The sequence below is a fragment of the Archangium minus genome (genome assembly GCF_044360475.1).
Taxonomy (GTDB): Bacteria; Myxococcota; Myxococcia; order Myxococcales; family Myxococcaceae; genus Archangium; species Archangium minus.
Map to the genome: position 1 here is coordinate 1,693,452 of NZ_CP043494.1, position 25,285 is coordinate 1,718,736.

The following is a 25,285-nucleotide window of genomic DNA, read 5'->3' on the forward strand; positions in this document are numbered from 1 at the left end:
CCACCCGAGAGGAGTGCGAGCAGCGGGACGACGTGGAGGGGGGCGGAGACACGGAGCGATGCTCAGCGAGGAGGCGCTCCGATGCAAGACGCACCTGCACGAGGTGGCGCTCGGCGACCGTTTCATTGCGCGGCGTCATCGCTTCACAGTAGTTCCTCGGGCCCATGCGAGCACCACGACTTCCGATGATCCCCCATCGCCTCCAGCTGCGGCTCCAGGGCCTGGAGGGGGCGGCTCTGAAATTCTGGTCATATGAGCAGCGCGGCGCGAGCCTCGACCTGCATCACGGGGTGGTGGGCACGGCGGGCAAGCGCGAGTCCAAGGCCTTCCCCTCGGAGGAGGCTGCGGCGTCCTTCGCGCGGAAGACCGTCGCTGCCAAGGTCGCCAAGGGCTATTACGCCAGCGAGCTCGCCTTCGAGACCTTCACCTGGTCGCAGGTGAAGGACGAGGTGAAGGCCGCTGGCAACTCCGAGAACGAGAACGATCGCGTCCTGGTGCTCACCGGGGACGTCGTCGTGCCCCATAACCTCTGGCTCGACTACCGCCGCGGCATCCTCGCCCTGGCCGATGAGAACGAGCCGCCCTTCGCCGGGCTCATCGTGCGCGGCAACCTGACCATCGAGGGCTGCCTCCTCAATTTCGAGGACGACTACGGGCCGTTCCTGCAGGTTCATGGCCACCTCATCGCTCAGGGCATCGCGACCGGTGGCGCACAGGTCAGGGTCAACGGGAACGTCACGACCGGGGACATGGTCGGCGTCTACAACCATGGCTGCTTCGCGGCCGGCGGCGAGCTCGTGGCCCGCACCATTGCCACCGAGCACACCATCACGGCGGAGGGCCAGCTCGACGCGCACCGGTACCTCGGATGGGGCGCGAAGGTCTTCGCTGTCTCGGGTGGCGTCGAAGACAGGCAGGACCCCTATGAGGCCAAGGGCGTGTTTGTCCCGGCGGTGGTGAAAGACGATCGTGTCAACCTCCACAAGGCGCGGGAGCTCCTGGCCGCCGGCAAGCCCATCTCTCGGCCCGAATTCACCAGCGTCCGGGGCGCATTCCGGAAGCTCGTTGCCAAGAAGCTCGAGGACCCCGACAAGGTGAAGAGCCTTTCGCTGGCAGGTAAGGACCTCACCTCGTTGCCGGAAGAGCTCTTCCGCTTTCGGCGCCTCGAGAAGCTCGACCTCACGCACAACAAGCTCCGGACGCTGCCCGAGGAGCTCGGACTCCTCACGGAGCTTCGAGAGCTCCGCCTCCGAGGCAACGGTCTGCAGACGCTGCCCGAGTCCATCGGCGCGCTGACGAAGCTCCGCTTCCTGGACCTCGAGGCCAACTGCATCTGGCGGCTCCCGGAGTCACTCGCCCGGTGCGTCGAGCTGCGAACGGTGAACCTCACCAACAACCCGTACTCCTATGTTCGGGCCTCTTTTGGTGGCTGGCAGAAGGTCGAGATGATGTGGGACTTCCCCGAGGTGCTCACGCGTCTGCCGAAGCTCGAGGAGTTGTCCGTCCACCAGACGTTGCTGCGCACGCTGCCGAAGCGGCGCTTCGACAGCAGCACTCTGCGAAAGCTCACCGTCCAGAAATCACTCGTGACGCAGGCGGACCCAGAGCTCCACGCGCAGATGAGCGTGACCGTGGAGGACAGCGCTCAGTGGGCCGTTGACCACATCCGCTTCTGGTTCAACACCGACGGGATTCGTCTCGAGGACTTCTACGACTTCAAGGCGCGGCGCTACGACTTCACGGAGGTCATCGCGCTGCTGGGAGTGCTCCTCCGCATCAACATTCCCACGGCGGCGCCGTACGACGCGGCGCTGGCGGAGTTCAAGAAGCAGAGCGAACACCTCGCCAAACACCTCAACTGGGACGGCACGTACGGCCATCACGTGGGCGCGCTCTTTGGCGCGTTGCTCGATTCGCTGGACACGCTGGGCAAGCCCTACCCCGACAACGCGCTCATCGCCGGCCTGCGGACCGTCTTCGCGGCCCATTCCTCCTGAGAGAGCACATTCCCCAGGCTCGACGAGCTGCTCTTCGTTCTGCCGCTCGTGTCGGCGCTCGGCTGTGGGTTGATGTCGACCTCAACGCTTGACGAAGTGTTTGACATCTTTTCGGGGCACACTGGAGCGCTTCTTTCTCGATACCCGCTCCTCTTTGGCGAGTTCCCGGTCGATCAGCCGCTCAATTCGTGAATGGGCCGATGCGGACAGGAAGGAGGGATACGTCCTGGGGAATCCGAGGTCCTGATCTCCACACCACGTCATGCCGTGGCCCTTTTCCCGCAGAAGTTCGCCTGCTGCGCGCATCGCGAGTTGGAGTGCCTGGAGAGAGTCGATGCCCCACACTTTGAAACCCGTCGTTTCTTCCAGCCCGGATACCTCGAATGTGCACCAGTGATTGCCGGTCTTCGGATCCTGTCGAGGCTTTCTGAACCGCACGCGAACAGCCCGTGGCCGTCCGCTGAGTTCGAACACCCTCTCGGCAATGATGGGTCCGGAAGCCTTCTTGCTGCGTTCAAGCCGATCCGCAAAGGACTCGCTGGCCATGTTGTCCAGATCTAGAAGAAGTTGTTGCAGAATCCCTTCCGCCGCTGCTCGCTCTCCAAGCTAACCTCGAAACATCTCTTGCGGATGCTGGCATCCTGGATGCTTGTGCAGAACGCTGTCCATACCACGCCACCAGCGGCCGCCGAATCCAGACAGCGGCTCTTGTTCACCGGCCGTTTACGCGGCCCAGATGATCCTGCCATCGCGCAAACATTGCTGGGCACCGCTAACCGCAATCCTGCGTTTTCTGCTCGCGCGAGTGACAGTGCGCAGTGCGCAGGGGCGGACTTTGTCGTCTCGAGCCACGCAGGGAGGACGCTCTCGATTGGGTGACAAGCGACGAACGACAGGCACGCCAGCATCTGAAGCATCGTGACCCCTTGGCCCTCGTTGTTTTCTCGGCGGTGATGATACCCGGTCATGCGTGCCGCAACCCTAGGGAAACGGCAGGACGTGGGTAACCGACACCGTGCGCCATCCCATGGATGGTGGGGGGTGACTCTGAGCGTTCTCTCGGAGCCCTCTCAAGCGGTGCTGGCACGCGGACTCTTCGCTGCGTGCCATGGTTGCCGCCCTCGCTGCTCTCGTGCTGGCTGTCTCGCCCCTTGAGGCCATTCCCCTCAGAAGTCCTCACGAGTTTGGGCGAGGGTGTACTCCTTTTGAGCGGGGACTACGGGCCCCGTTTTCTCTACGAGCCATGCGGGAGCGCCTCGCGGCAGGTAGAAGTCCTCCTGGAAGGGGGACAGCCCCAGGTGGTGCAGGTACTCCTCGAGCATGTCGAAGGTGAAGCGGTCTCTCACCTTGCGCGCCTGGTACCGCTCCAGCTTCTCGAAGGGGAAGGGTTGACCGGACTGGCCGAAGACCCAGCGGCCACCATCATTCATGGAATGAATGGTGCGGAGGTAGTTGAGCCCGTCCGTCTGCTGTGGGCTGTACAGCTCGAACATGACGGCCCCATAGCGACCCTTGTCCTGACGGAGTGTGTGGGGCACCGCGACCACCCGCATGCCTCGGCAGCCCAGCGCCTCGGCCATGTAGGACATAGCGCTCGCGGCATCGGTCCCCTGCCACCCGTTGTCGACGTATGCCGTCCAGGGACTGCGCGTTGGGATGAAGAGGTGCCGCCGCCTCTCCGCATCGTTCAGGGGCAGCAAGGTGGAAAGGGTCTGCTCCAGGGGACCTGAGACCGGGGATACCCCCACGGTGATGCCACGGGGCGCCAACAGCCCTCCCTGCCACGCCGCGTAGGCTCGGGCAGCGCGCTCCGCATCGGTCTCCAGAAATCCCAGCTCCGATGTGACAGGCGTCCAGCGGTCTTCCAGGAGCAGGTCCTTCATGTTCTCCCACTCAGCGCTCGATGAAACGCAACAACAACACTACCGGAGTTCGGGATCCTTCGGACAGCCTGCCGCCTGCGGGGCCTTGTGGATGGTGCATGGATGGAGCAGGAACTGGGCAAGGGGTCCGTGGATGTCTTCACTCTTGGATGGACTGTGGCTCACGAGGCTTCCGCGAGCGCGCTGAGATCGGCACGTAGCACTTGCCTTGGTGTTCGGCGTAATCTTCTCCACAGGGCGGGCGCTTTTCGAGAGCCAACCAACAGCCCCCGTTGAGCTCCACTTCGGACCGGTTGGGCTTGCACGGCGCCTTCGCTTGGTCGCTGAAAGGCTTCGCAGGCAGGGGATAGGCGATGCCCGCTGGGCTCTCGTCGCCGATGTCCACCATCGTGGGCGCACGGCTCTCCTCCACAGCCTGCACGGCCAACCCGCCGGCCTCGTGCTGCTCGCCCCGCTGGCCCTCGAGGTAGGCCCGTACGTTCGCCGTTATCAGCAGCAGCACCATGGCCACGACGAGCAGCTCGATTCCGTAGTCCACCCCGTTCTCCAACAGCCGGCGCGCTCTTGCGGCCCATCGCCTCAGCCATCCCTCCGGCGGTTGTGTCAGGTGACGGCGTGCTTCGTCGCTCCACTCCATCCTCTTCATCACGCGAGCGAGCGCCTCGAACAGCCCTGTCAGTGCCCCCAGCCCTCCGGTGGCTGGCGCCTGCTCCACCTCCAGCGCTACATAGGGCGGCCGAGCCTGGGCCGTGACGCGCACCTTCCAGTCTGCCTCAGGCTCCCCGCCCTCGACCGGCCCCGGCACCAGTACCAGCGCAGGCTCGTCCGTGAGCACGTTGTGCGCCTCGTAGAGCCGTCCCAGGCCCTTCATCTCTGGGTCCTTGCTCTCGTGCCTCCTGCCGAGCCGATAAGGACCCAGCCTTCCGCTCTTCTCGCGCTTCTCACCTGCCATGCTGTGCCTCCTCTCCTCCCTCTTCTACACCGCTGGTCCCAGTTCGTAGCCCAGTCCACATGCTAGACCCCACGCATCGACCTCAGCGCTTTACAAAGCGTTTGACACCACTTCGGAGCCCTATACGGACTACTGACGATGGCCACGCCGATGAGCCGCTTGCTCGAAGAGGTCTCCTGCGAACACTTCCCCTATGCGCCCGCCACGCCCGAGGAGATTGAAGCATTCGAGCAGCGGGTAGGCTGGAAGCTGGATTCGGACCTGCGGGCCTTCTACCTGCATTGCAACGGAGCGGAGCTGTTCAATCGGCTGCCGGATGCCCCCTACCAGATGCTTCCCCTGTCCGAGATCGTCCGGGCGAGGGTGGCCATTCGTCGAGAGGATGACGACCAGTGGGGCCCGGCCTCGATGTATGCCCTCTGTGATGTGCAGGACGGCAACTACGTGGTGGTGGACGTGGCCCGGCAGCAGAACGGCCGTTACCCCTCTTCGACGGCGACCACGAGACATGGCCGGACCCGGCCTACTGCGAGCAGATCGCCAGTTCCTTCTCCGAGTTCCTGGAGGAGGTGTTGCGCAGCAAGGGACGCTCGTACTGGTTGGGGAAGAAGTGATTCAACCTGCATTGATCATGCTGCCAATGGACGCTTTCTGGATGTCCGTCGAGTCGCCGCAGGCGAACTGACCGGTCAGCCCTTGGTCGTGAGCAGCAACAATCCTTCATGCCGCGCGTGCGCTGTCCTCAGGGCACGGGGAATGAAGTCGAACAGTTCTTCGGGCTGGGTGTACTCGTTATTGCCACGGTCCAGCCAGCGCCGGGCTCGCGAGAGCATCTCCGGGGTGGGCCGTGCGAGCACGGCTTCCAGGAGGGGCAGGACCTGACCGACATCGCTCGGAGCCACGAAGAAGGCTCCGAAGTGGCCCGGGAGCTGTGCCGCTCGCTCAGCCCCCAGTCCGAAGTACAAGGCAGCGGCGGCTGGGATGCGGTCGGTCACGATGATGCCTGAATTCTCCTCGGTGGGTTCGATGCCCCACTTTTTCGCCTCCGTGCCCCGCATGAGGAGTCCTTGCCCAAGTGCACTCAGGGCCTCCGGGCGGAACAACTCCTCGAAATCCACGGTTCCCTCGGACTCCATCCACACGTCAGGACGGGCAGGATTGGGAACGAACTCGGGAGACAAGGAGTTGGGGGTCTCGCGCCAGCGCTCGAGCACCCGGCGCGCCGCTGGACTCACGGGCGAGGCGGTCACGGCCTCGGCGAAGCGTGCGGCGACTCCGGAGGCGATCTTGAATGGGATGCGGAGAGACAGCCAGAAAAAGGTCACACCCATGGAGCAAGCATATACCTTCCACGAGTAGGACGGAGCCGACTGTGGGTGTCAGACGATTCGTGGGGGAGCAAGGAGTTGGTACGAATCCTTTGACACCTTCCCGGGAGTTCCGGTGTTCAACTGGACGAAGTGCTGGAGCAAACGGGGAAGCGGCGAGGACATGGAGAGAGAGGGGCGCTTCGCGCAGGAGTGGGCCGAGCCGGTGGAGTTGGAAGTAGCGCCCCTGCCGTGCTGCGAAGGACTGAGAGAGGAGGAGAGGCAGCGTGCAGTGCGGGGGCTGGTGGAAGAAGTGGAAGCCGAAGCCCAAGCACGGGGTTCGCCTGTTCTGGCGGCTGGGGTTGTGCGGGAGCAGCACCCGCATCCCGGCCCGCGCACCTCAAGAGGGGCCCGAGGCCGTTGGGGCATGCCTCCACGAGGCATGCGTTGAAGGAGTTACGCGAGCAATACCGGGCCTTCGTCGCGGCATTTCGAGAGGCGGCGGCTCGGTGGAGGCGAGGGGACTTCTCGGCGCGTTTCCCGCTTTTCGTACCCGTCCGACGGACGACGTGCTGAGGCTGCTTGAGGGCGGACGAGGGGCGTGCTCGGCGATGGTCGCGAGCTGGCCGGAGGCGATGAGCAGGGCGGGCTGCGAGCGCGGGAGCGCTCAGGAGGAGTCCGCGGCGCGCAGCCGCTTCCACTCATGCGGCAGCAGCTCGTCGAGGCGCGAGTTGGGGTGCGTCTGCACGCGCAGCAACACGTCGGCCAGGTACTCCTCGGGGTTGATTCCATTCACCTCGCAGGTGGCCACCAGGGCGTAGAGGCCCGCGAGGTTTTCACCCGCCGCCTCGTGCCCGACGAAGAGGAAGTTCTTGCGGCCCACAGCGGCCTTGCGCAGCGCGCCCTCCGAGCGGTTGTTGTCGAGCGGCAGCCGCTCGTCTTCCACGAAGCGGCAGAGGGCGTCCCACTGGTTGAGTGCGTAGGCAATGGCCTGTCCCATGGGCCCCTTGGGCAGGTGCAGCGGCTGCTGCTGCGTGAGGTAGGCGTGCAACGCCTCCAGCACGGGACGGCTCTTCTGCTGGCGCAAGGCGCGGTGGGCGAGCGTGCGCACTACGCCGGCCTTGAGCGCCTCGTGTTCCACCCGGTACAGCGCCAGGATTGAATCGAGCACCGTCCCGGCCTCGGGCGTCTTGGAGAGGGCGTCGAAGAATTTGCGGCGCACGTGCGCCCAGCAGCCGACGCGCACGCGGCCCGTGGGCACCGTCACCGTGTTGTAACCGGTGTACGCGTCCACCACGAGCGCGCCCGTGGTGCCCCCCAGCACATCCTTGGGCGTCTTGCCCGCACGGCCCATGCTGAAGCGGTAGCCAATGAGCCACTCGCCCTTTTCATTCCTGGTGAGGAAGGTCCACAGGTAGCCCTTGCGCGTCTTCTTCACGTCCAGCACGCGCAAGGGCGTCTCGTCCGCCCACACCACCTCGGCGCGCGCAATGTGTTGCAACAGGCGGACTGAAACGGGCGACAACACCTCGGCGGCCAGGTGGAACAAGTCCGTCAACGTGCTGCGACTCATGGGCACACCGCCACGCTCCAGCCTCTGCGCCAGCCGATGCAAGGGCATGGAGTCGGCGCACTTGGAGCCCACCACGTGGGCAATGAAACCGGGCCCGTACTCGCCCCTGTCCACCACCTTGGGCGGCGCTGGCGCTGTCACCACGCCCTTGCCGCACGCGCATGCCAGCGTCTCTTGCACGTGCACCTGACGCTCGAGGCGCGCCGGAATGTACTCGTACACCACCGTGGTGCGCCCCTGCCCCAACTCCTTCAGCTCGTTGTTTCCGCACGCGGGGCACCTGCGCTGTTCCTCGGGGACGAGGTGGTGCACCTGCCGGGCAGGCGCCTCGGCCCGACGCGCCGCTCGCTCCCGGCGCTTGTCCAGAGCCTGCTGCCGGCGTGCCTCGGTGTCTTCGTCGGTCTGCTCGCGCTGCAGCAACTGCTGAATTCCCGGCAGCCGCTCGGCCTTCCTGCCGAAGACGTGCCGCTCCAAGGTGGCCGTCTTGGCCTCCAGCGCCGTCAGCCGCTCGCGCAGCTCCTCGGCCTCCTCGCGCCAGGGGCAGAAATGGTCCAGGGGAAGCTGGCGAGTCATGCCTCCGCCAACACCCTACTGAGGCGGTCACTTCTGCGAGGTGACTTCTGCCGAAGGCTGGCCGGTAGGAGTCCAGGCACGCGGGCGCTCCACGCGTGCCACATCAATGCCGTCCAGCAGCATGGCCAATTGCGTGGCGTCCAGTTGCACGGCCTGGGCGTCAGCGTCCACGGGCGGCAGCCGGAAGCGGCCCGTCTCCAGGCGCTTGTAGTAAAGGACGAAACCGCCGCGGCTGAAGGTGAGAATCTTCACCCGGTCGCCCTTGCGGCTGACGAAGACGAAGAGGTGCCCCGAGTACACGTCCTCGCCCCAGGCGGTGCGCACCAGGGCCATGAGCCCGTCTATGGAATTGCGCATGTCCACCGGCTGGGTGGCCAGCAGAATCCTCACCGAGCCGGGCAGCGTCAGCACGTCTTGCGCTCCAACGCGGCCACCAGTCGCGCCACGTACTGCACGTCCGTGCCCACCGCGAAGCTCACGCGCTCCCCGCTGGCGGTGAGCACCTCGAGGGTGCCGCTGCCGCGCTCCACCGGGGCCGCCCTCACCTGGACCGGAAGCAGCCGCACTGGCTCCACCACAGGCGCTCTCTCCTGACGCCTACGCCGGTACACCCACGACTGCAACGTGCTCAGCGTCATGCCCCGACGCTCCGCGAACTCCCTCTGCGTCAGCCCGCTCGCCTCGTACTCCTCGGCGACCCGGACCCACTCCGGCTTCTCACTCTGCTTCGACATGCCCGGCAGGGTCCGTCGGCTCCCTCACCCCGGCCAAGCTCCTCAGCACGTCATTGGCCGGACGGATACCGCTTTTCTCTTTCCCACCGCGTGTCGTGCCAGGTCGTGCTGCTCAAGTTCTTTGACACCTTCTCGACATCTTCTCAGGTACAGCTCAAGGATGGGGTCCATGGCCTCCTGTGCCTCGGACGCAACCCCCGTCGAAATCCGGACGGGTACGAAATGGCGGCTCCCGCCCCTAGGCACCTTCCGCGAGGTTCTCTTGGGCATCTCTCCGAAGGCCTTGTGAGCATCGCCACGGCGATACCCATGAGGCTCTTGCCGGCGATGAAGCCCGAACTCACCGGGAGCATGGTGGCCTCGGCTAGTTGCGGCTTCTTGCGACGCTGGTACTCAGCGATGGCCGCGCCGATAGAGAATCCTAAGCGTCAAGGGGCGGTCCAGCCGAACGCCAGCGCATAATTTTTGAGTTTACTGAGGCAATACTGGGCAGCTTCAGACCTATTGCCAGAGTCAAGGAAATTGCCTGAACGCCAAGCATATTCAATGCAAAAAACCTGATCGCTGATTCTCATTGAGTTGTCAGGAATCAACGGCAGTCCATCAATGGCCTTTTCGTGTTGTGCCTCTGAAATCTTAATGTTTGCGGACGCCAGTAGAATCTTAAGAGCCTCCAGCATGGCTCCATTTAATTGCTTGTCTTTTCCCGCGGTCCAAATTCCCTGTTTGGCCATAGCCGCAAATGCGGCCTTGGCCTCCTCGGGCGGTCGCCCTCGTGTTTCATACGCAGTTGCTGTCGAATTGGACATATATTTCCCCAAATCCGTACGTCGCACGTATTCCGCAACACGCGACTGATCTGCCCTGGGGAGTTTTCTCTTTGAACTCTTGGTGAGGCTATTCAGCTTTTTGACGACGTCTTCGGGACCAAATCGTCGCAAAATAATCATGCTGGTCGACGGAGGCAAATGGAACGCGCGCGCATTGAGCTTGATGATCGATTGAGTCAACAATGCTCGCCGAGCGGACCACCACTTACCAATGGCGCTATCTTTTGTTGCATTAAGAAGACCATTGGCATCGAGGAGACCGTACTTACTGGGCGTTGTCAGGTGCGTCAAAGCCCCTGCTTCAATGCTCTCCGAAACAAATGTAATCAACAGATGTAGTGGCTTTTGAGTTGACGCCCGCAACTCTGCAGACTGAGTATCAAAATCAATGGAAATCTTTTTGAGAAACTCTCCCAGAGTCGAATACTTGTTCGGATCATAATTCTTCGGATTGATCCCCAACTCTTCAAGAGACGTAATCTCATTGCAAAGATGCAGAATATGGAGCGCTGTGTCCTGCCAAGTATTTCGAGGAGGCCCCTTCGCCTCAAAAGGAAGAGGAATTATCGTTGCACCTGCAATTTGCTGAAAATCTTTCCCGATTTGCTGGGCAATCGATTGCGATGTCTCGGGCCATATGACAATCGCCTTACTTCCTGTCTTCGGAGACCTTAGGAAACGCTTGATTTCTGCAAGTTCCCGCTCGGATGGCGGAGCACCTTCTCGGTTATCAATATTAATCGGGAGAATTCGATGATCGTCCAGCGAGGTAAGTTCTCGCCCCTTGATGGCCGTCGTTTGCAAAGAGTCGAATGTAATTGTGGACGACTCTGGATGCTCAAAGGTTTGACAGAAATATTCAGGAAGAAAGGCGCTGAGGCTATTGGCCAGTGTTGTTTTGCCAGTTCCTGTAGGGCCAGACAAAGGCAAGAAGAATCCTTCCCCTCGGGTGTCAACACTATGCGCAATGCTACGCAACCCAAGCAGAACTTCATCCGGAGGAGGGATAAGCAGTTCAGCTACGCGACTGCCCAATAGAGAGGACAGTCGCTCATACCGATCTGGAAACTTCAACTGGCTCAGAATGTGCTTAGGAGCTTCAGATGGCATAGCGTACGATCCAAATTTCCTACCCGATGGTGATCTCGGATCCTGTCAGACCAGCAAGCATGTGACAAGGTAAGAAGGCCCTTTTTGAAGCCCTTGGACTTCTTTGGCCGGGCTATCTCGATGGACGGCTTAAGGAGGGATACTCGTTCACGACCATGAACGGAACCCGGGTGAAGGCCGTCCACGTACGTCCCCCGGAACAGCTTCGGCTCCGATTCGAGTACGAGGAAAGGCCCCACTCTCGCACCGCTGCGTGTCCTCTCAGCTGCAACGGGGTCACCGTCGCACTGCTCATCGAGGGATTGCCGGACGCGCAGACGCGTGAGGAATACCTAGATCGGTGGACGCGAGAGCTCGAGACGGAGCGGCTCCCGCCCTCGGCACCTTCCGCGAGGGCCTCATGGGCATCACCTCGAAGTCCTTGAGCATCGCCACGGCGACACCCATGAGGCTCTTGTCGACGATGAAGCCCGAGCTTACCGGGAGCACGGTGGCCTCGGCCAGTTGCGGCTTCTTGCGGCGCAGGTACTCGGCGATGGCCGTACCGATGAAGACGCTGATGGAGTTCGCGTCCGGAATCACGATGAACAGCTCCATGCTCGACGGCGAGGGAATGAACGGCTTCGCCTTGTTCGGGGCCCAGCGCTCCAGCAGCACCATCGCTAGGCCGCACAGCGCGCCGACGCGGACCGACTGCAGTTGCGAGACCTCCTCGTTCACGAGCATCTTCGACGTATAGGGCAAATGAAGAAGCCTATTGAGAGTGTGGGCTGGTGCAGAAAGGCCGAGGAGAGCGGTTAGGCCAGGCAGTGTAGAGACAGTGCAGCCACTTTTGGGCGCAGGCCTCTCCAGGCCGCCCTCCCAGAACGATACGGCCCTGAGCTGCCCACCCCGCAAACCCAGCCGCTGAGCCCTCCGATGCTGCAGGGCGAACGCCGCTCGCAGGAAGAGGGTGAGGACGCCCGAGGGCAGCCCCTTCTCCATCAGCAGCACCCACCACACCCGGTGCGGAAAGGACAGCGTCCACTGCCGGCAGGGCACGTGTGGGAGCACCCGCTCCAACGGGTTTGAATTCCATTGGGGTCACTCCTTCGTTTGCTGGGCGCGCCGGGAGAAGCGGAGGATGGCGCGGAAGATAGCCTCCATGCCCTCCGGGTCCACTCCCAACTCGGTTGCCCAGGCCCGGCGCGTGGCGATCACCGCCTCTTCCCGTGCCGGGTCCGGCACCGGCGTGCCCGCCTGGGCCTTGGCGCGAAGGGCTCTCCTGGCCAGCTCGGCTCGCCGGGCCAGCAACTCCACCAAGTCGTGGTCGAGCTGGTCGATGAGCTCGCGGGTCTCCTTGAGCTCCGGCAGCCCCGTCTCGAGCGCCGGTAGCTCCATGCTCGGCGTGTCCGGCGTGGCGGCCTCGGGCGGTATCGTCTCCAGTTCGTGGTGGATGGCCTCGAGTGCATGGAGCAGGTGCCCGCGCGCCTCTCGCGCGAAGGGGTTCTCGTGCTGGATGGCGGTGAAGAGGTGCCCTGCGTCTGAGCGGACCGTCTCGATGGTGCGCGACAGCGCCTTGAAGCTCGCGGGCGCGAAGGGCACGTCCACTCCCGAGCCCGCGTCCACCATGCCCTTGGCTACGAAGAAGGTCAGCGCGTGCGTGTGTGCCATCACCCGGTCATGTCCCTCGGGCGTCTGCTCGATGATCTCGCAGCCCAGCCGCTCGTAGAAGGCTCGGGCCTCTCGGGCTGCCTCCGGATAGAGCGGGTTGGGGCAGACCACGACACGCAAGGGGCGCTCGGCCATGGCCAGGCTGAGCGGGCCGAAGAGGGGATGGGTCCCCACCCAGGGCACCCGGGTTCCGAGCACCTCGTTCATGGCCTGCACGGGCTTCACCTTCACGCTGCCCACGTCCAGCACGAGTTGCTCCGGGCGCAGGTGGGGGAGCATCGCCTCGAGCACCTCCCGCATCCGCGGAACCGGCACGGCCACCACCACTCGCGTGGCCCCGGTGAGCAGTTCCCTCATCGAGCCGGCGCGACGGGACGCGGGGACGTCCGCCACCGGATCCAGCGCCCGGTAGTCGATGCCCGCCTCCTCCAACAGCGAGCCGAGCGCGCGGCCAAAGCGTCCGTATCCAATGATGGCGACCGTCATGACTCCCACTCTACCTGAGAGGGTCTAGCCGCGTTTCGTCTCCGGGACCTGGCTCAGCACCTGCATCGTGCCTCGCGTGACACCGAACTGCTCGTGCACCGCCGCTCGCCGCACCGCCTCGGACGGCGGAATCCTTCCGGCCAGCAGCTCCTGGTAGGCCGTCAGCACGCGCGTGGCCTCCTCCTGCGACTCGCGGACGAACTCGACTCGGAAGCGCTTCACCCCGCGCGCCAGCAGCTTTGGCACCAGCGAGGCCGCGCTCTGTGCCTGCGCGTTGAACACCGTGTTGCGGCAGCCCACGTCCACGATGACCGGGTGCTCCAGCCCGATGCGGTCCCGCAACGAAATCTGGTGCTTCTCGCACGGCCGGCCGCAGCTCCGGTAGTCGCGCCCGCTCGAGAGCGTGTGCGAGTACACGCAGTGCTCCGTGTGGAACGTGGCGATGTGGTGGTGCAGCGCCACGGCGAAGCGGTGCGCCGGCACGTGCTCCAGCAGCGAGAAGAGCTGCGTCTCGTCCAGGTCGTGCGAGAAGGTGAGCGTGTCCAGCCCCATCCCGAGCAGGTACGCCGCCGTCACCGAGTTGGTGACGTTGAGCGAGAAGTCCCCGTGCAGCACCGGGCGCGGCTGGCCCGCGGGGCGCTCCAGGAAGTGCATCATCGCGCCCCAGTGGCGCACCAGCACCGCGTCGGGACGCAGTTTGTCCAGGCGCGCGTCGTAGCCCTCCTCGCCCGGCTTCTGCACCCGCACCGTGGCGATCGTCACGCGCAGCCCCGCCGCTCGCGCCCGCTCCACCGCGCGCTGCAGGCCCACCATCTCCATCCAGTCCAGCTCCACCTCGCGCAGGCCCGCGGCGATGACAGCTTCCAGCTGCGCGTCGTTGCGGCACAGCGGCAGCAGGCGCGGGGTGTCCTCGGCCGGCACCTCGGGTACGCGCTCGAGCAGCGAGGCGCGCACCTGCTCCAGCACCGGCTTCTCCTCCACCGTGCGCTTGGGGCCTCGCTCCACCGCCGCGGTCAGCTCGGCCACAAGGTCGCGGCGCAGCGCCTTGAGCTCGGAGACGGGCAGGTGCAGGCCCGGCGCCAGCTCCGTGCAGTCCAGCTGCGCCAGCGTGAAGGGCGTGCCTCCCATGGCGCCCAGCTTGTCTCGCAGCAGGGCCTCGTCCAGGCCCTTGCCCTTCGAGGGAGCGAGCAGCGTCTGGCCCGCGGTCGTGCTCTCGTGTCCCCAGGCGCTCGCGTGGAGGCGCAGCGGGGTGCCCTCGGCGCCGGAGACCTTCAGGGTCAGCGGGATGCGGCCCTCGGGCTCACCGTGCGAGAGCAGGCTCTCCGTGTGGCGCGCCAGCGACGGGTCGCTGTTGAGCCACACGCGCTGGCCCGGTGCCACCCGTCCCAGGTCCGGTCCCGGGTGGCCGAAGCCCAGCACCCAGCCGTTGCCCTTGCGGTCCACGCGGAAGATGGGGCCTCCGGGCTCGTGCTTGTCCTCGGGGGCTCCCGCGTCGAAGACGACGCCCATGCCCGGACGCGGGTCCACGGCCGCCGGTGTGGGCTCGTTACCCGCGAGCGGAGAGGACACCTGTCCACTGGGGGACTCGGGGCGCTCCTCGCCCAGGCCGAGGCCTCCGGTCCACGGGCGCTCGTCGGGCGTGACGACGACCTCCTTGCCGGACACCGAGCGCACGCGGCCGAGGTACAGGCCCCGGTGCTTGGGGAAGCGGCCCTCGACGAGCGTCTGGTGGTCCGAGCCCGCGAGGAAGCCATTCGAGAAGCCGCGGCTGTACGTGAGGGACATGGCGGCCAGGTCCTTCTCGAGCTGGCGCTCATCCGGCTTGCCCTCGAGGATTCCTTCCACCCACCGCCGGTAGCCCTGCACCGTGGTCGTCACGTACTGCGGACCCTTCAGGCGGCCCTCAATCTTCAGGCTGTGGACGCCGATGTCGATCAGCTCGGGCACGGCGCGCACGCCGGCCAGGTCCTTGGGGCTGAGCAGGTACCTCACCTCGCCCAGGTCGCGCGTCTGGTGGTCCACCACCAGGTCATACGGCAGGCGGCAGGACTGGGCGCACTGGCCCCGGTTCGCCGAGCGTCCGCCCCAGGCCTCGCTGGTGAGGCACTGGCCACTCCAGGACATGCAGAGCGCGCCGTGGATGAAGACCTCCAGCTCCATGTCCGTCTGCCCGGCGAGCCGGCGGATTTCGGTGGTGGAGAGCTCGCGGGGGACGACGACGCGGGTGATGCCCAGGGCCCGGGCGAAGCGGATGCCCTCGGCGCTGGAGACGGTCATCTGCGTGGAGGCGTGCAGCTCCAATTGAGGGCAGATGGCGCGGGCCAGCAGGGCGATGGCTGGGTCCTGGATGATGAGGGCATCCACGCCCGACTCGGCCACCCGGCGGAGGATGCGCTCCACCACGGGCAGCTCGGGCTCGAAGACGAGCGTGTTGAGCGTCACATAGGCGCGCGCTCCGGCTCGGTGGACGACGGCCATCGTCTCGGGGAGGCGAGCGAGCGAGAAGTTGTCGGCGCGGGCGCGGGCATTGAAGCCCTCGTCCAGCCCGAAATAGACGGCGTCCGCTCCGCTGGCGAGCGCCGCGCGCAGGGATTCGAGGTCGCCCGCGGGGGCGAGGATTTCAGGACGGCGGGGAGGCATGCTGCCTCACATAACACGCCCCCACCGGCCCGGCGTCCCTCTCTGGCGGGGGCTGTCCGAGGGAGCCCGCTTCCATGCCCGGCGGGGGCTCGGGGTCGGAATTCCGCTGAGTCTTGCGAGGGGGCCGTCCGGCTGCGACGCTCATCCCATGGACCAGGCGATCGAGCGCGTCATCACGCATCTCTCCCGTGCCCGCAGTGTGCTGTTCATCACGGGCGCTGGAATCTCAGCGGAGTCGGGTGTCCCCACCTATCGCGGCATCGGAGGGCTCTACAATGGCAAGACCACCGACGAGGGTCTGCCCATCGAGGTGGCGCTCTCGGGGAGCATGTTCCGGCGCCGGCCCGAGCTGACGTGGAACCACATCCATCAAATCGAGCGCGCCTGCCGGGGTGCGACCTTCAACCGCGCCCATGAAATCCTGGCGCGCTTCGAGGAGTGCTTCGAGCGCTGCTGGGTGCTCACGCAGAACGTCGACGGCTTCCACCGGGCGGCGGGCTCGAAGAACGTCATCGACATCCACGGTGACATCCACGAGCTGCGCTGCACGCAGTGCTCCTTCACCGAGCGCGTGGTGGATTACTCGAACCTGGAGCCGTGTCCGAGCTGCCCTCAGTGTGGCGCGCTGCTGCGCCCCGAGGTCGTGCTCTTCGAGGAGATGCTGCCGCAGCTGAAGGTGATGCGCCTCCAGCAGGAGCTCGCGACGGGGTTCGATGTGGTGTTCTCCATCGGGACCTCGAGCCTGTTCCCCTATATCGACGGGCCCGTGCTCGAGGCGATCGCGCACAAGCGTCCGACCGTGGAGATCAACCCGGGGAGCACCGAGCTGTCGGAGGTGGTCGACGTGAAGCTGAAGATGGGCGCGGTGGCCGCCTGCGAGGCCTTGTGGGCCGCGCGCGACCGGTGGATGGCTCAGCGCGGGTAGCGCTCGCGGACGAAGGTCTCCAGCCGGTCGAACGCGGTGGTGAGGATGTCCTCGGGCGGGAGGAAGACCACCCGGAAGTGGGTGGTGCCGGCCTTCTGCCCGAAGCCGCTGCCGTGGACGAACAGCACGCCCGTGGTGCGCAGCAGCGACAGGACGAAGTCCTCATCGTTCAGCACGCCGGGCAGCTGGATGCGGGGCATGGCGTAGAACGCGGCGGCGGGCTCCACCACGGACAGGCCGGGGATGGTGTTGATGCGGCGCACCATCAGGTCGCGCCGGACGCGCAGCCGCTTCATCATCTCCGCGATGTGGTCCTGCGGCCCGTCCAAGGCGGGCGCGATGGCGTATTGCTGCGGGGCCGGACCGCACAGCCGCGCATCCGCCAGCCGCATCACCGCGCTCTTGAGCTCCGGCATCAGGTGCGCGTTGTTGAAGACGAGCCAGCCCACTCGCCAGCCGCAGGCCAGGTATGCCTTGGACATGCCGCTGAAGGTGATGATGGGCACATCCGTCGCGAGCGACGCGGTGGGCACGTGCGGCTTGTCGTAGATGAGCTTGTCGTAGATCTCATCCGACAGCACCACCAGCCCGCGCCGCCGGGCGATCTCCAGTAGGCCCTCCAGCGCCTTCCGGTCGAGCACCGCGCCCGTGGGGTTGTTGGGGTTGCACAGCAGGATGGCGCGGGTGCCGGGCGTGCACAGCGCGTCGATCTCCTCCAGGTCCAACGACCAGCCGTTCTCCTCGTCGAGCGAGTAGGGCACGCCCTGGGCGCTCAGCTTGGCCATCAGCGCGTTGTAGAGCGGGTAGCCGGGGCAGGGCAGGAGCACGCGCTCTCCGGGCTCCAGCAGCGCCGTGAGCGCCAGTTCGAGCGCCTCGCTGGCACCGGTGGTGACCACCACGTCCGCCGGCGCGACGCCGGGGATGCCATGGCGGTGGGCCTCTCGGGCGATGGCCTCTCGCGCTGACGGGATTCCCGCCGAGGGCGCATACCCGTTGTGTCCGTCCCGCATCGCCTGGTGGACCGCTTCAATCAGGTGCGGCGGAGTCCGGAAGTCGAACTTCAGTGGATCCCCGATGTTCAGGTAGAGGATCTCCCGTCCCTGTGCCTCCAGGCGGCTCGCTTCGGCCACGACGTTGCGGATGGCGTATCGGACGTTCTCGATGTGCTTGGCAGGGCGGACCACAAGAGCCTCGGTGTTGGGCGGAGTCTTCCTTATCACCGTGGCTCGTGTGCTCCCTCCGGGTCCTCTCGCGCTGACACGGGTGGGGTGGGTAGACTGTCCTGGACCAGGACAGGGGTGTCCTGGTTCGGGACACCGTCGCATGAGCCTCCCAAAGTGTTGAGACTCCAAGGGATTCAGGTGGGATTGTCAGGGCTCTTTACATTCTTGAGTCTTGAACGTGGAGCATTGACGCACCATGTCTGAAAAGTTGCCCTCATCTTATCAAGGGGTTGGGCTTTGGCATGGCGCGTGCTCTATGGAGCCCTACACCGTGACATGACCCGTCAACTCCTCCTCCTCTGACGGTTCGATGTGGTGCGCGGCGGGCGATCCTTTGCCAGAGGGAACGCCCGCCGCTGTTTTTTTGTTCGAGCGGGCCCTCGGCGCGCCGTAGCTGACACGCGCGTCGTCGCCACCTCGAAGCTACGCACGGCAACGGGGCCGCCGACCGTCCCCGTGGTCGTGGAGCAGGTCTCCCGCTGCGACATTCCCCACCTCATCCGCGGCGGAATCGGCACCGTTCAGTCGCTCCACGGTGTGGGCAGGGGGGGCCGCCTGGGTTCACCCGATACCCTCACCCCGTCCCTCTCCCAAAGGGAGAGGGGAAGGGCCTCAGGCTGGATGCGGTGTCTGCCCATCTCCTCCTGGCGCCGCGGGCGGCGGTGTTCCGTGCTTGTGTCGCTTGAGCAGCTTCGTGCGCGCCAGCTCCACCAGCGTGTACAGCACGGGGATGAAGATGAGGTTCACGAAGGTGGACAGCAGCATGCCGCCGAACACCGCCGTGCCCAGCGACTTGCGCGAGGCCGCGCCCGCGCCCGAGGCCAGCACCAGTGGCACCACGCCCAGCAGGAAGGCGAAGGACGTCATCAGGATGGGTCGCAGTCGAGTGTCCGCCGCTTGGATGGCCGCGTCCACCACGCTCTTGCCCTGGTGACGCAGTTGCTCGGCGAACTCCACGATGAGCACTGCGTTCTTGCTGGACAGGCCCACGAGCATCACCAGACCCACCTGGCAGAAGACGTCGTTGGCCAGCCCGCGCAGGTTCTGCAACCCCAGCGCTCCCAGGATGGCCACCGGCACCGCCAGCATGATGACGAAGGGCAGGGCGAAGCTCTCGTACTGCGCCGACAGCACCAGGAAGACGAAGATGATGCCCAGGCCGAAGATGAGCAGCACCTTGCCCGAGGCCTGCTTCTGCTCGAGCGACAGGCCCGTCCACTCGAAGGTGTAACCGGCGGGCAGCGCCTGGCGGGCGACGGCCTCCATGGCCTCCAGCGCCTGTCCCGTGCTGACGCCGGGTGCGCCCTGGCCGTTGATGGTGGCCGAGCGGAACAGGTTGTAGTGCTGAATGTTCTGCGCGGTGGTGACGGGCGCCACCTTCACCAGGCTCTCCAGCGGCACCATGTCGCCCTGCGCCGAGCGCACGTAGAAGGCGGAGATGTCCCGGGGCTCGTCACGGAAGGGCGTGGCCGCTTGCACGTAGACGCGGTAGACGCGGTTGGCGAAGGTGAAGTCGTTCACATACTGGCTGCCCATGTAGACCTGCAGCGTGGAGTAGAGTGTGTCCAGTGACACGCCGAGCGCCTTGGCCTTCTCCCGGTCCACCGACACGTTGAGCAACGGGGTGTTCGCCGTGAAGGAGGAGAAGACGCTGCGCAGCTCGGGGGACTGATTGGCTCGTGCCGCGAGCTGTTGCGTGGCCGCCGACAGCTCTTCCAGGGTGTGGTTACCCTCCTGGTCCTCGAGGACGAACTCGAAGCCGCCCACGCTGCCCACGCCGCGGATGGTGGGGGGCTGGAAGGCCAGCACCCGCGCTCCAGGGATGGCGGCGAATGGCCCGCGCAGTCGGTTCACCAGGCCCGCAACGCTCTGCTCCGCTTCCTCGCGCTTGTCCCAAGGGGAGAGGTTGACGAAGAGGACGCCGTAGTTGGGGCCGGTGCCCAGCAGCGAGAAGCCGCCCACGGTGAAGATGTCCTCCACCTCCTTCTGCTGGCGCAGCACCTCCTCGGCCTGGATGAGCACTCGCCGCGTGTAGTCCAGGGACGTGCCCTCCGGACCCTGGATGGCGACGATGAGGTAGCCCTGGTCCTCCTCGGGGATGAAGCCCGTGGGCGTGACGCTGTAGAGCACCGCGGTGATTCCCAGGAACACCACGAAGACGCCCAGCACCACCCACCGGGCGGCGGGCCTCAGCAGCTTGCCCAGGAAGCGCGCGTAGCCGCCGCGGAAGCGGTCCATGGCCTGGTCCACCCACCGGAAGACGCGCCACTTCTGGCCCTCGTGGGGCCGCAGCAGCCGGGCGCACAGGGCGGGTGACAGCGTGAGGGCCACCAGGGCCGACAGGCTGATGGAGAAGGCGAGGGTGAGTGCGAACTGCCGGTAGATGGAGCCCGTCGTGCCCGGGAAGAAGGACACGGGGACGAACACCGCGGAGAGCACCAGCGCCGTCGCCACCAGCGCGCCCGCCACCTGCTTCATGCTTCGGTGCGTCGCCTCGCGCGCGTTCAGGTTCTCCTCCGCCATGAGGCGCTCGACGTTCTCGATGACCACGATGGCGTCGTCCACCACCAGGCCCGTGGCCAGCGTCAGGCCGAACAGCGTCAGCGTGTTGAGCGAGAAGCCAAACGCGCTCACGAAGGCGAAGGTGCCCACCAGTGACACCGGCAGCGTCGTGGCCACCACGAGGATGCTGCGCCAGCCGTGCAGGAAGATGAAGATGACGAAGATGACCAGCACGACGGCTTCGAGCAGCGTGTGCAGCACCTCGTTGATGGACTCCTCCACCGCCCGCGTGGTGTCGAAGGCCCGCTCGTAGACCATGCCCGGCGGGAAGTTGGTCTTGAGCCGCTCCAGCTCGGCCACTACGCCCTCGCGCACGTCCAGCGCGTTGGAGCCGGGGAGCTGGAAGATGCCCAGGCCCACTGCGTCGCGGCCGTTGAAGCGCAGGAGCTGGTTGTAGTTCTCCGCCCCCAGCTCCACCTTGCCGATGTGCTTCACCTGCACCAGTGAGCCGTCCTCGCCGCGCTGCACCACGATGTCCCCGAACTGCTCCGGCGTGGAGAGCTGGCCGAGCACCTGCACGTTGATTTGATACGACTGGCCTTGGGGCGCGGGGGGCTGGCCCACCTGGCCCGCAGCCACCTGCACGTTCTGCTCGCGCAAGGCGTTCACCACGTCCTGTGCCGTGAGGCCCCGGCTCGACAGCGCCGTGGGGTCCAACCACAGCCGCATGGCGAAGCGGCGCTCGCCGAAGATTCGCACGTCGCCCACGCCTGGAACTCGCAGCAGCGCGTCGCGGATGTAGACGTCCGCGTAGTTGCTGAGGAAGCCCGTGTCGTAGCGCCCTTCCTTGTCATACAGACCGAAGGACATGAGCAGCTGCGACTGTGTCTTGTTGATGGTGATGCCCAGCGCGTTCACCTCGGCGGGCAGCCGCGCCGAGGCGGTGGCCACCCGGTTCTGCACGTCCACCGCGGCGACGTCCAGGTCCCGCTCCGGCTCGAAGGTGACGGTGATGGTGCTGGTGCCGTTGTTGCTGCTGGTGGAGGAGATGTAGCGCATGCCCTCCAGGCCGTTGAGCTGGCGCTCCAGCACCGTCGTCACCGCGCTCTCCACCACCTCGGCGGAGGCTCCGATGTAGTTGGACGTCACCGTCACCTGGGGCGCGGCGAGGTTGGGGTACTGCTCGACCGGCAGGGTGGGGATGGAGATGGCCCCCACCAGCGTGATGAGGATGGAGATGACGCTGGCGAGGATGGGCCGGCGGATGAAGAGATCGGTGAACATGTGCTCTCACCTGCCCCCGTCCGGACCCGTCCCCGCGTCTCGGGTGCCACCTGTTCCCGCGTCACCGGTACCCGCGCCCCCCGTGCCCGCATCCGCGGCGCCGCCCACGCCCTGACCCTCGTCCTGGGGCTGCTGCACCGGCTTGGGCTGGATGGGCTGGCCATCCCGGATGGCCTGCAGCGAGCCGACGATGACCCGCGTCCCTTCCTCCAGGCCCTCGAGCAGCTCGTAGTAGTTGTCTTGGAGCTCGCCTACCTTGATGGGCCGGCGCTGCGCGATGGGGGAGCCCCCGTCACCCTGTGCCGCCACCATGGCGAAGAACTGGCTGCTCTGCTGCGTCACCGCGTAGGTGGGCAGCCGCAGCGACTCGCGCGTGTCGTACACCACCTGGACGTGCACCAACTGGCCCGGGCGCAGCCCCACCGTGTTGTCGAAGGCGGCCTTCAGCTCCACCAACTGCGTGCGCGCGTTGGGGGTGGGGGATACGAAGAAGACGGGGGCGCTCACCACCGGCTTGCCCTCGTTGTTCAGCACCTCCACCGGCGTGCTTCCCACCTCCACCTGCGCGGCGCGCTCCGGCGGCACTGCGATGGACACCTCCAGCGCCTCGCCCTGGTTCACGCTCGTCAGCGCCGTCTGCGGGGTGACGTAGTCACCCAGCTTCACGGGGATGTCGCCCACCACGCCGTCAAAGGGCGCCTGCACCCGGTAGAAGCCGAGCTCCACCTGTTGCGACTGGAGCTGGGCCTCCGCCGAGCGCGCAGCCGCCTCGGCCGCCGTGGCTTGGGTCACCGCCTGCTCGTAGTCCTGACGGCTCATGAGGCCCTCGCGCAGGAGCTGCTCGGCGCGCTCGCGGGTGCTCCGGGCGAACTCCCGCTGAGCCAGCGCCGAGCTGCGCTGAGCCTGGGCGCTCTGCACGCTGGCCTGCTCGCGCCTCGGGTCCACCTCCAGCAGCGCCTGTCCTCGCTTCACCTGATCGCCGGGCTTCACCACGATGCGCTGCACGTAGCCGGCCACCTGGGGATAGACGGTGATGCTGCGGCGGGAGATGAGCGTTCCCAGGTACTCCCCGGTGTCGCGCACCGGGCCCGGTCTCAGCTCCATCACCTCCACCGCCATCGGCTGTCCGGCCCCGGGTCCTCCCGGTCCACCCTGCTGCGGGCCTTGTTTGCCATTGGAGCTCTGGCACCCGACCAGCACCAGGGCTACCCACCACATTCCCCTCACTCCCTGCTTCACCAGTCGCATGCCGCCTCCGCGAGGAATGCCCCCATCCGCGCCTGGAACAACTGGAACTCACTCACCACCAGGTCCTGGCTCGTCCCGGCGCCCACCTCGAAGGCGCGGTGGGTGAGCCGGTCATTCTCCGCGGCGTGCTCGCACGCCCGGGCCAGGGCTCCAGAGGGCTGGGTCTCAAGGGGAGGTTCAGCCTGGGCCAGCGTCGCTCCGGCGGGAGCGTTGGCATTCCAGAGCTGGGCTGTGAGCAGGAGGGCGAGCATGGGCAGGCAGCCCACATTGGTGTTCGCCCCCTTCGTTTGCCTTCTAAATGAGTACGCTCATGACACAGCAAGACATTGCGAGTGCTCTCTAACGAGCACTCTCATCATCCGAGAGCGGTCTGGGCACGGCGCGACAGCGTGGGTGCCCAAAAGCGAGCACTCCAAACCTCAGGAGGAGGACGCCGTCTGCTCCGGCTCTTTGGATGGCAGGGGTTGGCCGAGGCAGTCGGTGCCCGGGGCCGGCGCGCGGGTGCTGCGGGGCCGGTACTCCCAGTGCCACGGCTCCGAAGGCACTGTGCGGCGGAAGCCATGGAGGCACGCGTTGGCCGCGAGCCACTGATAGGTGGGGGTGTCCTCGTCTCCCACGACGATGTCCACCGCGAGGCCTCGCTGGTGGTTGGAGCGGCCGGGGCGTGCAGCCTGGGGGCCGAGGCCCATGCGGTAGCGCTCATACAGGAGGCGCTGTTGCCGGCGGGTGCGGTAGCCGCTGTTCACCCAGAGCCGGATGCCCTCAGCGCGAGCCGCCGTGGACATGCGCAGGAAGGCAGCCGCGGCGTCACGGCGCAGCGACTCGCCGCCCGGGAGGGTGACGAGCTGCTTCGACGGAGTCTTCACCCGTTTGCGTTTCGGCTGAGCACCAGGCGAGAGGCCAGGAGCGAGCAGGCACACGAGGGCGAGCAGGAGGCTCCAGCGGAGCCGCGGGAACGGCATGGGCAGTTCCTGTCCAGGGGGCAGGACAGGGTGCTCTCACATTCATTCCCAAAATGCGAGCAGGCGGCCAGACAGGCGCCGCGAGGTTTGCTGGCTTCCCAACGAGACGGGATAACCTGTGCGGCAAATAGGCTCGTCCGCTCGCCTGCTCTGTAGCGTTCTTGAGTGTACGGTTTGCTGCGTTCTGCCTCTTCCCTGGAGACCTGTCCATGAGTGGTCGCCCCAATCTGATGACGCCCGAGCTGAAGGCGAATCCCTATCCCCTGTACGCGGAGCTGCGCCGCAATGCGCCCGTCAGCCAGGTGGACCCGGGCGGTATGTGGGCCGTCGCGCGCTACGAAGAGGGGATGTATGTGCTCAAGAACCCGCGACTCTTCTCCTCGGCGGGCTTCGGGCTGGCGACCAACCCACCGTGGCTCGGTGGCAACCCCGTGTCACAGTCGATGGGCGCGATGGATCCGCCCCAGCATGGGCGGCTGCGAATGCTCGTCAACCACGCCTTCACTTCCGCGGCGGTCAACCGGATGGAGCCACGCGTGCGCGCCTTCGCCCAGGAGGTCGTCGCCAAGCTGCCGTTGGAGCACCCCGTGGACATGGTTCCCGCCTTCGCCCTGCCCGTGCCCGCGTTCGTGCTCGGCAACCTGCTGGGGCTGGACGCCTCGCTGCATTCGCAGCTCAAGCGCTGGGCGGACCAGCTCACCAGCGTCACCGCCATCCGTCCCGATGAGACGGAGCGTCAGGAGCCGGTGCGGCAGGCCGTCGCGGACGTGAGGCGCTACTTCAGCGAGGTGGTGGAGCGCCGCCGGCGCGAGCCTGGAGAGGACCTGGTGAGCGACCTGCTCCGGGCCCGAGTGGAGGGCGAGGCTCTCACGGATGATGAGATCCTGGCCTTCTTGTTCCTGATGTTGCTGGGCGGGCTGGAGACGACGGTGCACCTGATGGGGCTGTGTGTCCTGGCGCTGATGGAGCACCCGGACGTGATGGCGCGGGTGCGTGCGGATCGCTCGCTCATTCCTCGCTTCGTCGAGGAGGTGCTGCGCACCGGGGCGCCGGGCCACGGACTGCTGCGGGTGACCACGGAGGAGGTGGAGTTGGGCGGGGTCCGTCTGCCCAAGGGGGCGCGGGTGGTGGTGCTGCTGGGCTCGCTTTGCCGAGACGAGGCGCTGTTCCCGAACAGCGAGCGCTTCGACATCGATCGGCCGGGCTCGCAGCTGCCCTTCGGCCATGGCCCGCACTTCTGCATTGGAGCGCCGCTCGCGCGGCTGGAGGCGCGGCTGGCCGTGGAGGCGTTGCTGGAGCGGTACGGTGGGGTCTCGCCGGGGCCGGGGCCGGTGGTGTGGCACCGCTCGATGGTGGTGCGCGGGCCCTCGTCGATTCCCGCGCTGCTGCACCCGGCGTGAGGT

General features: G+C 66.1%; 19 protein-coding genes and 1 pseudogene. 4 read left to right on the forward strand and 16 right to left on the reverse strand.

From position 1 onward, the window contains the following. Positions 1-185 precede the first annotated feature (185 nt). Positions 186-1,997, forward strand: a complete 1,812-nt coding sequence (locus tag F0U60_RS07105; RefSeq protein WP_395815718.1) for a WGR domain-containing protein — start codon at positions 186-188, stop codon at positions 1,995-1,997. Between the two features lie 81 nt (positions 1,998-2,078). Here the strand turns inward: F0U60_RS07105 and F0U60_RS07110 are convergent, their stop codons facing one another. The 3 genes from F0U60_RS07110 to F0U60_RS07120 all read right to left on the reverse strand — a co-directional run bounded on the left by F0U60_RS07110 (position 2,079) and on the right by F0U60_RS07120 (position 4,832). Next, on the reverse strand, positions 2,079-2,543 hold the full coding sequence (locus F0U60_RS07110; protein ID WP_395815720.1) for a DUF6968 family protein: 465 nt from the start codon (positions 2,541-2,543) through the stop codon (positions 2,079-2,081). Positions 2,544-3,163: 620 nt separating this feature from the next. Then, positions 3,164-3,880, reverse strand: a complete 717-nt coding sequence (locus tag F0U60_RS07115; protein WP_395815722.1) for a hypothetical protein — start codon at positions 3,878-3,880, stop codon at positions 3,164-3,166. Between the two features lie 139 nt (positions 3,881-4,019). After that, complete coding sequence (locus tag F0U60_RS07120; protein ID WP_395815724.1) at positions 4,020-4,832, reverse strand: hypothetical protein; 813 nt, start codon at positions 4,830-4,832, stop codon at positions 4,020-4,022. Between the two features lie 138 nt (positions 4,833-4,970). Between F0U60_RS07120 and F0U60_RS07125 the strand changes: the two are divergent. Beyond that, positions 4,971-5,446 (forward strand): annotated as a pseudogene (locus F0U60_RS07125) (SMI1/KNR4 family protein). A gap of 75 nt (positions 5,447-5,521) precedes the next feature. Here the strand turns inward: F0U60_RS07125 and F0U60_RS07130 are convergent. From F0U60_RS07130 to F0U60_RS07165, 8 genes are all read right to left on the reverse strand, one after another. Beyond that, positions 5,522-6,163 carry a hypothetical protein gene (locus F0U60_RS07130; protein WP_395815726.1) on the reverse strand — a complete coding sequence of 214 codons (642 nt, stop codon included), beginning with the start codon at positions 6,161-6,163 and terminating at the stop codon, positions 5,522-5,524. 643 nt (positions 6,164-6,806) lie between these two features. After that, positions 6,807-8,285: an IS66 family transposase gene (gene tnpC / locus F0U60_RS07135; protein WP_395815728.1), complete on the reverse strand. Its 1,479-nt coding sequence runs from the start codon at positions 8,283-8,285 to the stop codon at positions 6,807-6,809. A gap of 27 nt (positions 8,286-8,312) precedes the next feature. Next, positions 8,313-8,696, reverse strand: a complete 384-nt coding sequence (tnpB, locus tag F0U60_RS07140) for an IS66 family insertion sequence element accessory protein TnpB (RefSeq protein WP_395815730.1) — start codon at positions 8,694-8,696, stop codon at positions 8,313-8,315. Then, positions 8,690-9,019 (reverse strand): IS66 family insertion sequence element accessory protein TnpA, encoded by a 330-nt coding sequence (gene tnpA / locus F0U60_RS07145; RefSeq protein WP_395815732.1) that lies wholly within the window; start codon positions 9,017-9,019, stop codon positions 8,690-8,692. The genes tnpB and tnpA overlap by 7 nt, the downstream gene beginning before the upstream one ends. 428 nt (positions 9,020-9,447) lie before the next feature. Beyond that, positions 9,448-10,959: a hypothetical protein gene (locus F0U60_RS07150; RefSeq protein ID WP_395815734.1), complete on the reverse strand. Its 1,512-nt coding sequence runs from the start codon at positions 10,957-10,959 to the stop codon at positions 9,448-9,450. A gap of 291 nt (positions 10,960-11,250) precedes the next feature. Beyond that, a complete protein-coding gene (locus tag F0U60_RS07155; protein ID WP_395815736.1) occupies positions 11,251-11,703 on the reverse strand; it encodes an OPT/YSL family transporter in 453 nt (150 codons plus the stop codon). A gap of 339 nt (positions 11,704-12,042) precedes the next feature. Beyond that, on the reverse strand, positions 12,043-13,098 hold the full coding sequence (locus F0U60_RS07160; RefSeq protein WP_395815738.1) for a prephenate dehydrogenase/arogenate dehydrogenase family protein: 1,056 nt from the start codon (positions 13,096-13,098) through the stop codon (positions 12,043-12,045). Positions 13,099-13,122: 24 nt separating this feature from the next. After that, the gene (locus F0U60_RS07165) at positions 13,123-15,738 is read right to left on the reverse strand and encodes a DUF3656 domain-containing protein (protein ID WP_395815740.1); all 2,616 of its coding nucleotides are present in this window, start codon (positions 15,736-15,738) and stop codon (positions 13,123-13,125) included. Between the two features lie 148 nt (positions 15,739-15,886). Between F0U60_RS07165 and F0U60_RS07170 the strand changes: the two genes are divergently transcribed. Beyond that, positions 15,887-16,663 (forward strand): SIR2 family NAD-dependent protein deacylase, encoded by a 777-nt coding sequence (locus tag F0U60_RS07170; protein WP_395815742.1) that lies wholly within the window; start codon positions 15,887-15,889, stop codon positions 16,661-16,663. Here the strand turns inward: F0U60_RS07170 and F0U60_RS07175 are convergent. The 5 genes from F0U60_RS07175 to F0U60_RS07195 form a co-directional block, all read right to left on the reverse strand. Beyond that, entirely contained in the window at positions 16,651-17,847 is a 1,197-nt protein-coding gene (locus tag F0U60_RS07175; RefSeq protein ID WP_395815744.1) for an aminotransferase class I/II-fold pyridoxal phosphate-dependent enzyme, read from the reverse strand. The two genes, F0U60_RS07170 and F0U60_RS07175, sit on opposite strands and share 13 nt — an antisense overlap. Positions 17,848-18,498: 651 nt before the next feature. After that, complete coding sequence (locus F0U60_RS07180) at positions 18,499-21,672, reverse strand: efflux RND transporter permease subunit (RefSeq protein WP_395815746.1); 3,174 nt, start codon at positions 21,670-21,672, stop codon at positions 18,499-18,501. A 6-nt stretch (positions 21,673-21,678) separates the two neighbouring features. Further along, positions 21,679-22,920, reverse strand: coding sequence for an efflux RND transporter periplasmic adaptor subunit (locus tag F0U60_RS07185; protein ID WP_395815748.1), 1,242 nt, complete (start codon positions 22,918-22,920; stop codon positions 21,679-21,681). Continuing rightward, positions 22,908-23,171, reverse strand: coding sequence for a hypothetical protein (locus F0U60_RS07190; protein WP_395815750.1), 264 nt, complete (start codon positions 23,169-23,171; stop codon positions 22,908-22,910). Before F0U60_RS07190 ends, F0U60_RS07185 begins: the two co-directional genes overlap by 13 nt. Before the next feature lie 168 nt (positions 23,172-23,339). Continuing rightward, on the reverse strand, positions 23,340-23,882 hold the full coding sequence (locus F0U60_RS07195) for a D-alanyl-D-alanine carboxypeptidase family protein (protein ID WP_395815752.1): 543 nt from the start codon (positions 23,880-23,882) through the stop codon (positions 23,340-23,342). 209 nt (positions 23,883-24,091) lie between these two features. On the opposite strand from F0U60_RS07195, the gene F0U60_RS07200 reads away from it, so the two are divergent. Continuing rightward, positions 24,092-25,282 (forward strand): cytochrome P450, encoded by a 1,191-nt coding sequence (locus tag F0U60_RS07200; RefSeq protein ID WP_395815754.1) that lies wholly within the window; start codon positions 24,092-24,094, stop codon positions 25,280-25,282. The last annotated feature ends 3 nt before the right edge of the window (positions 25,283-25,285 follow it).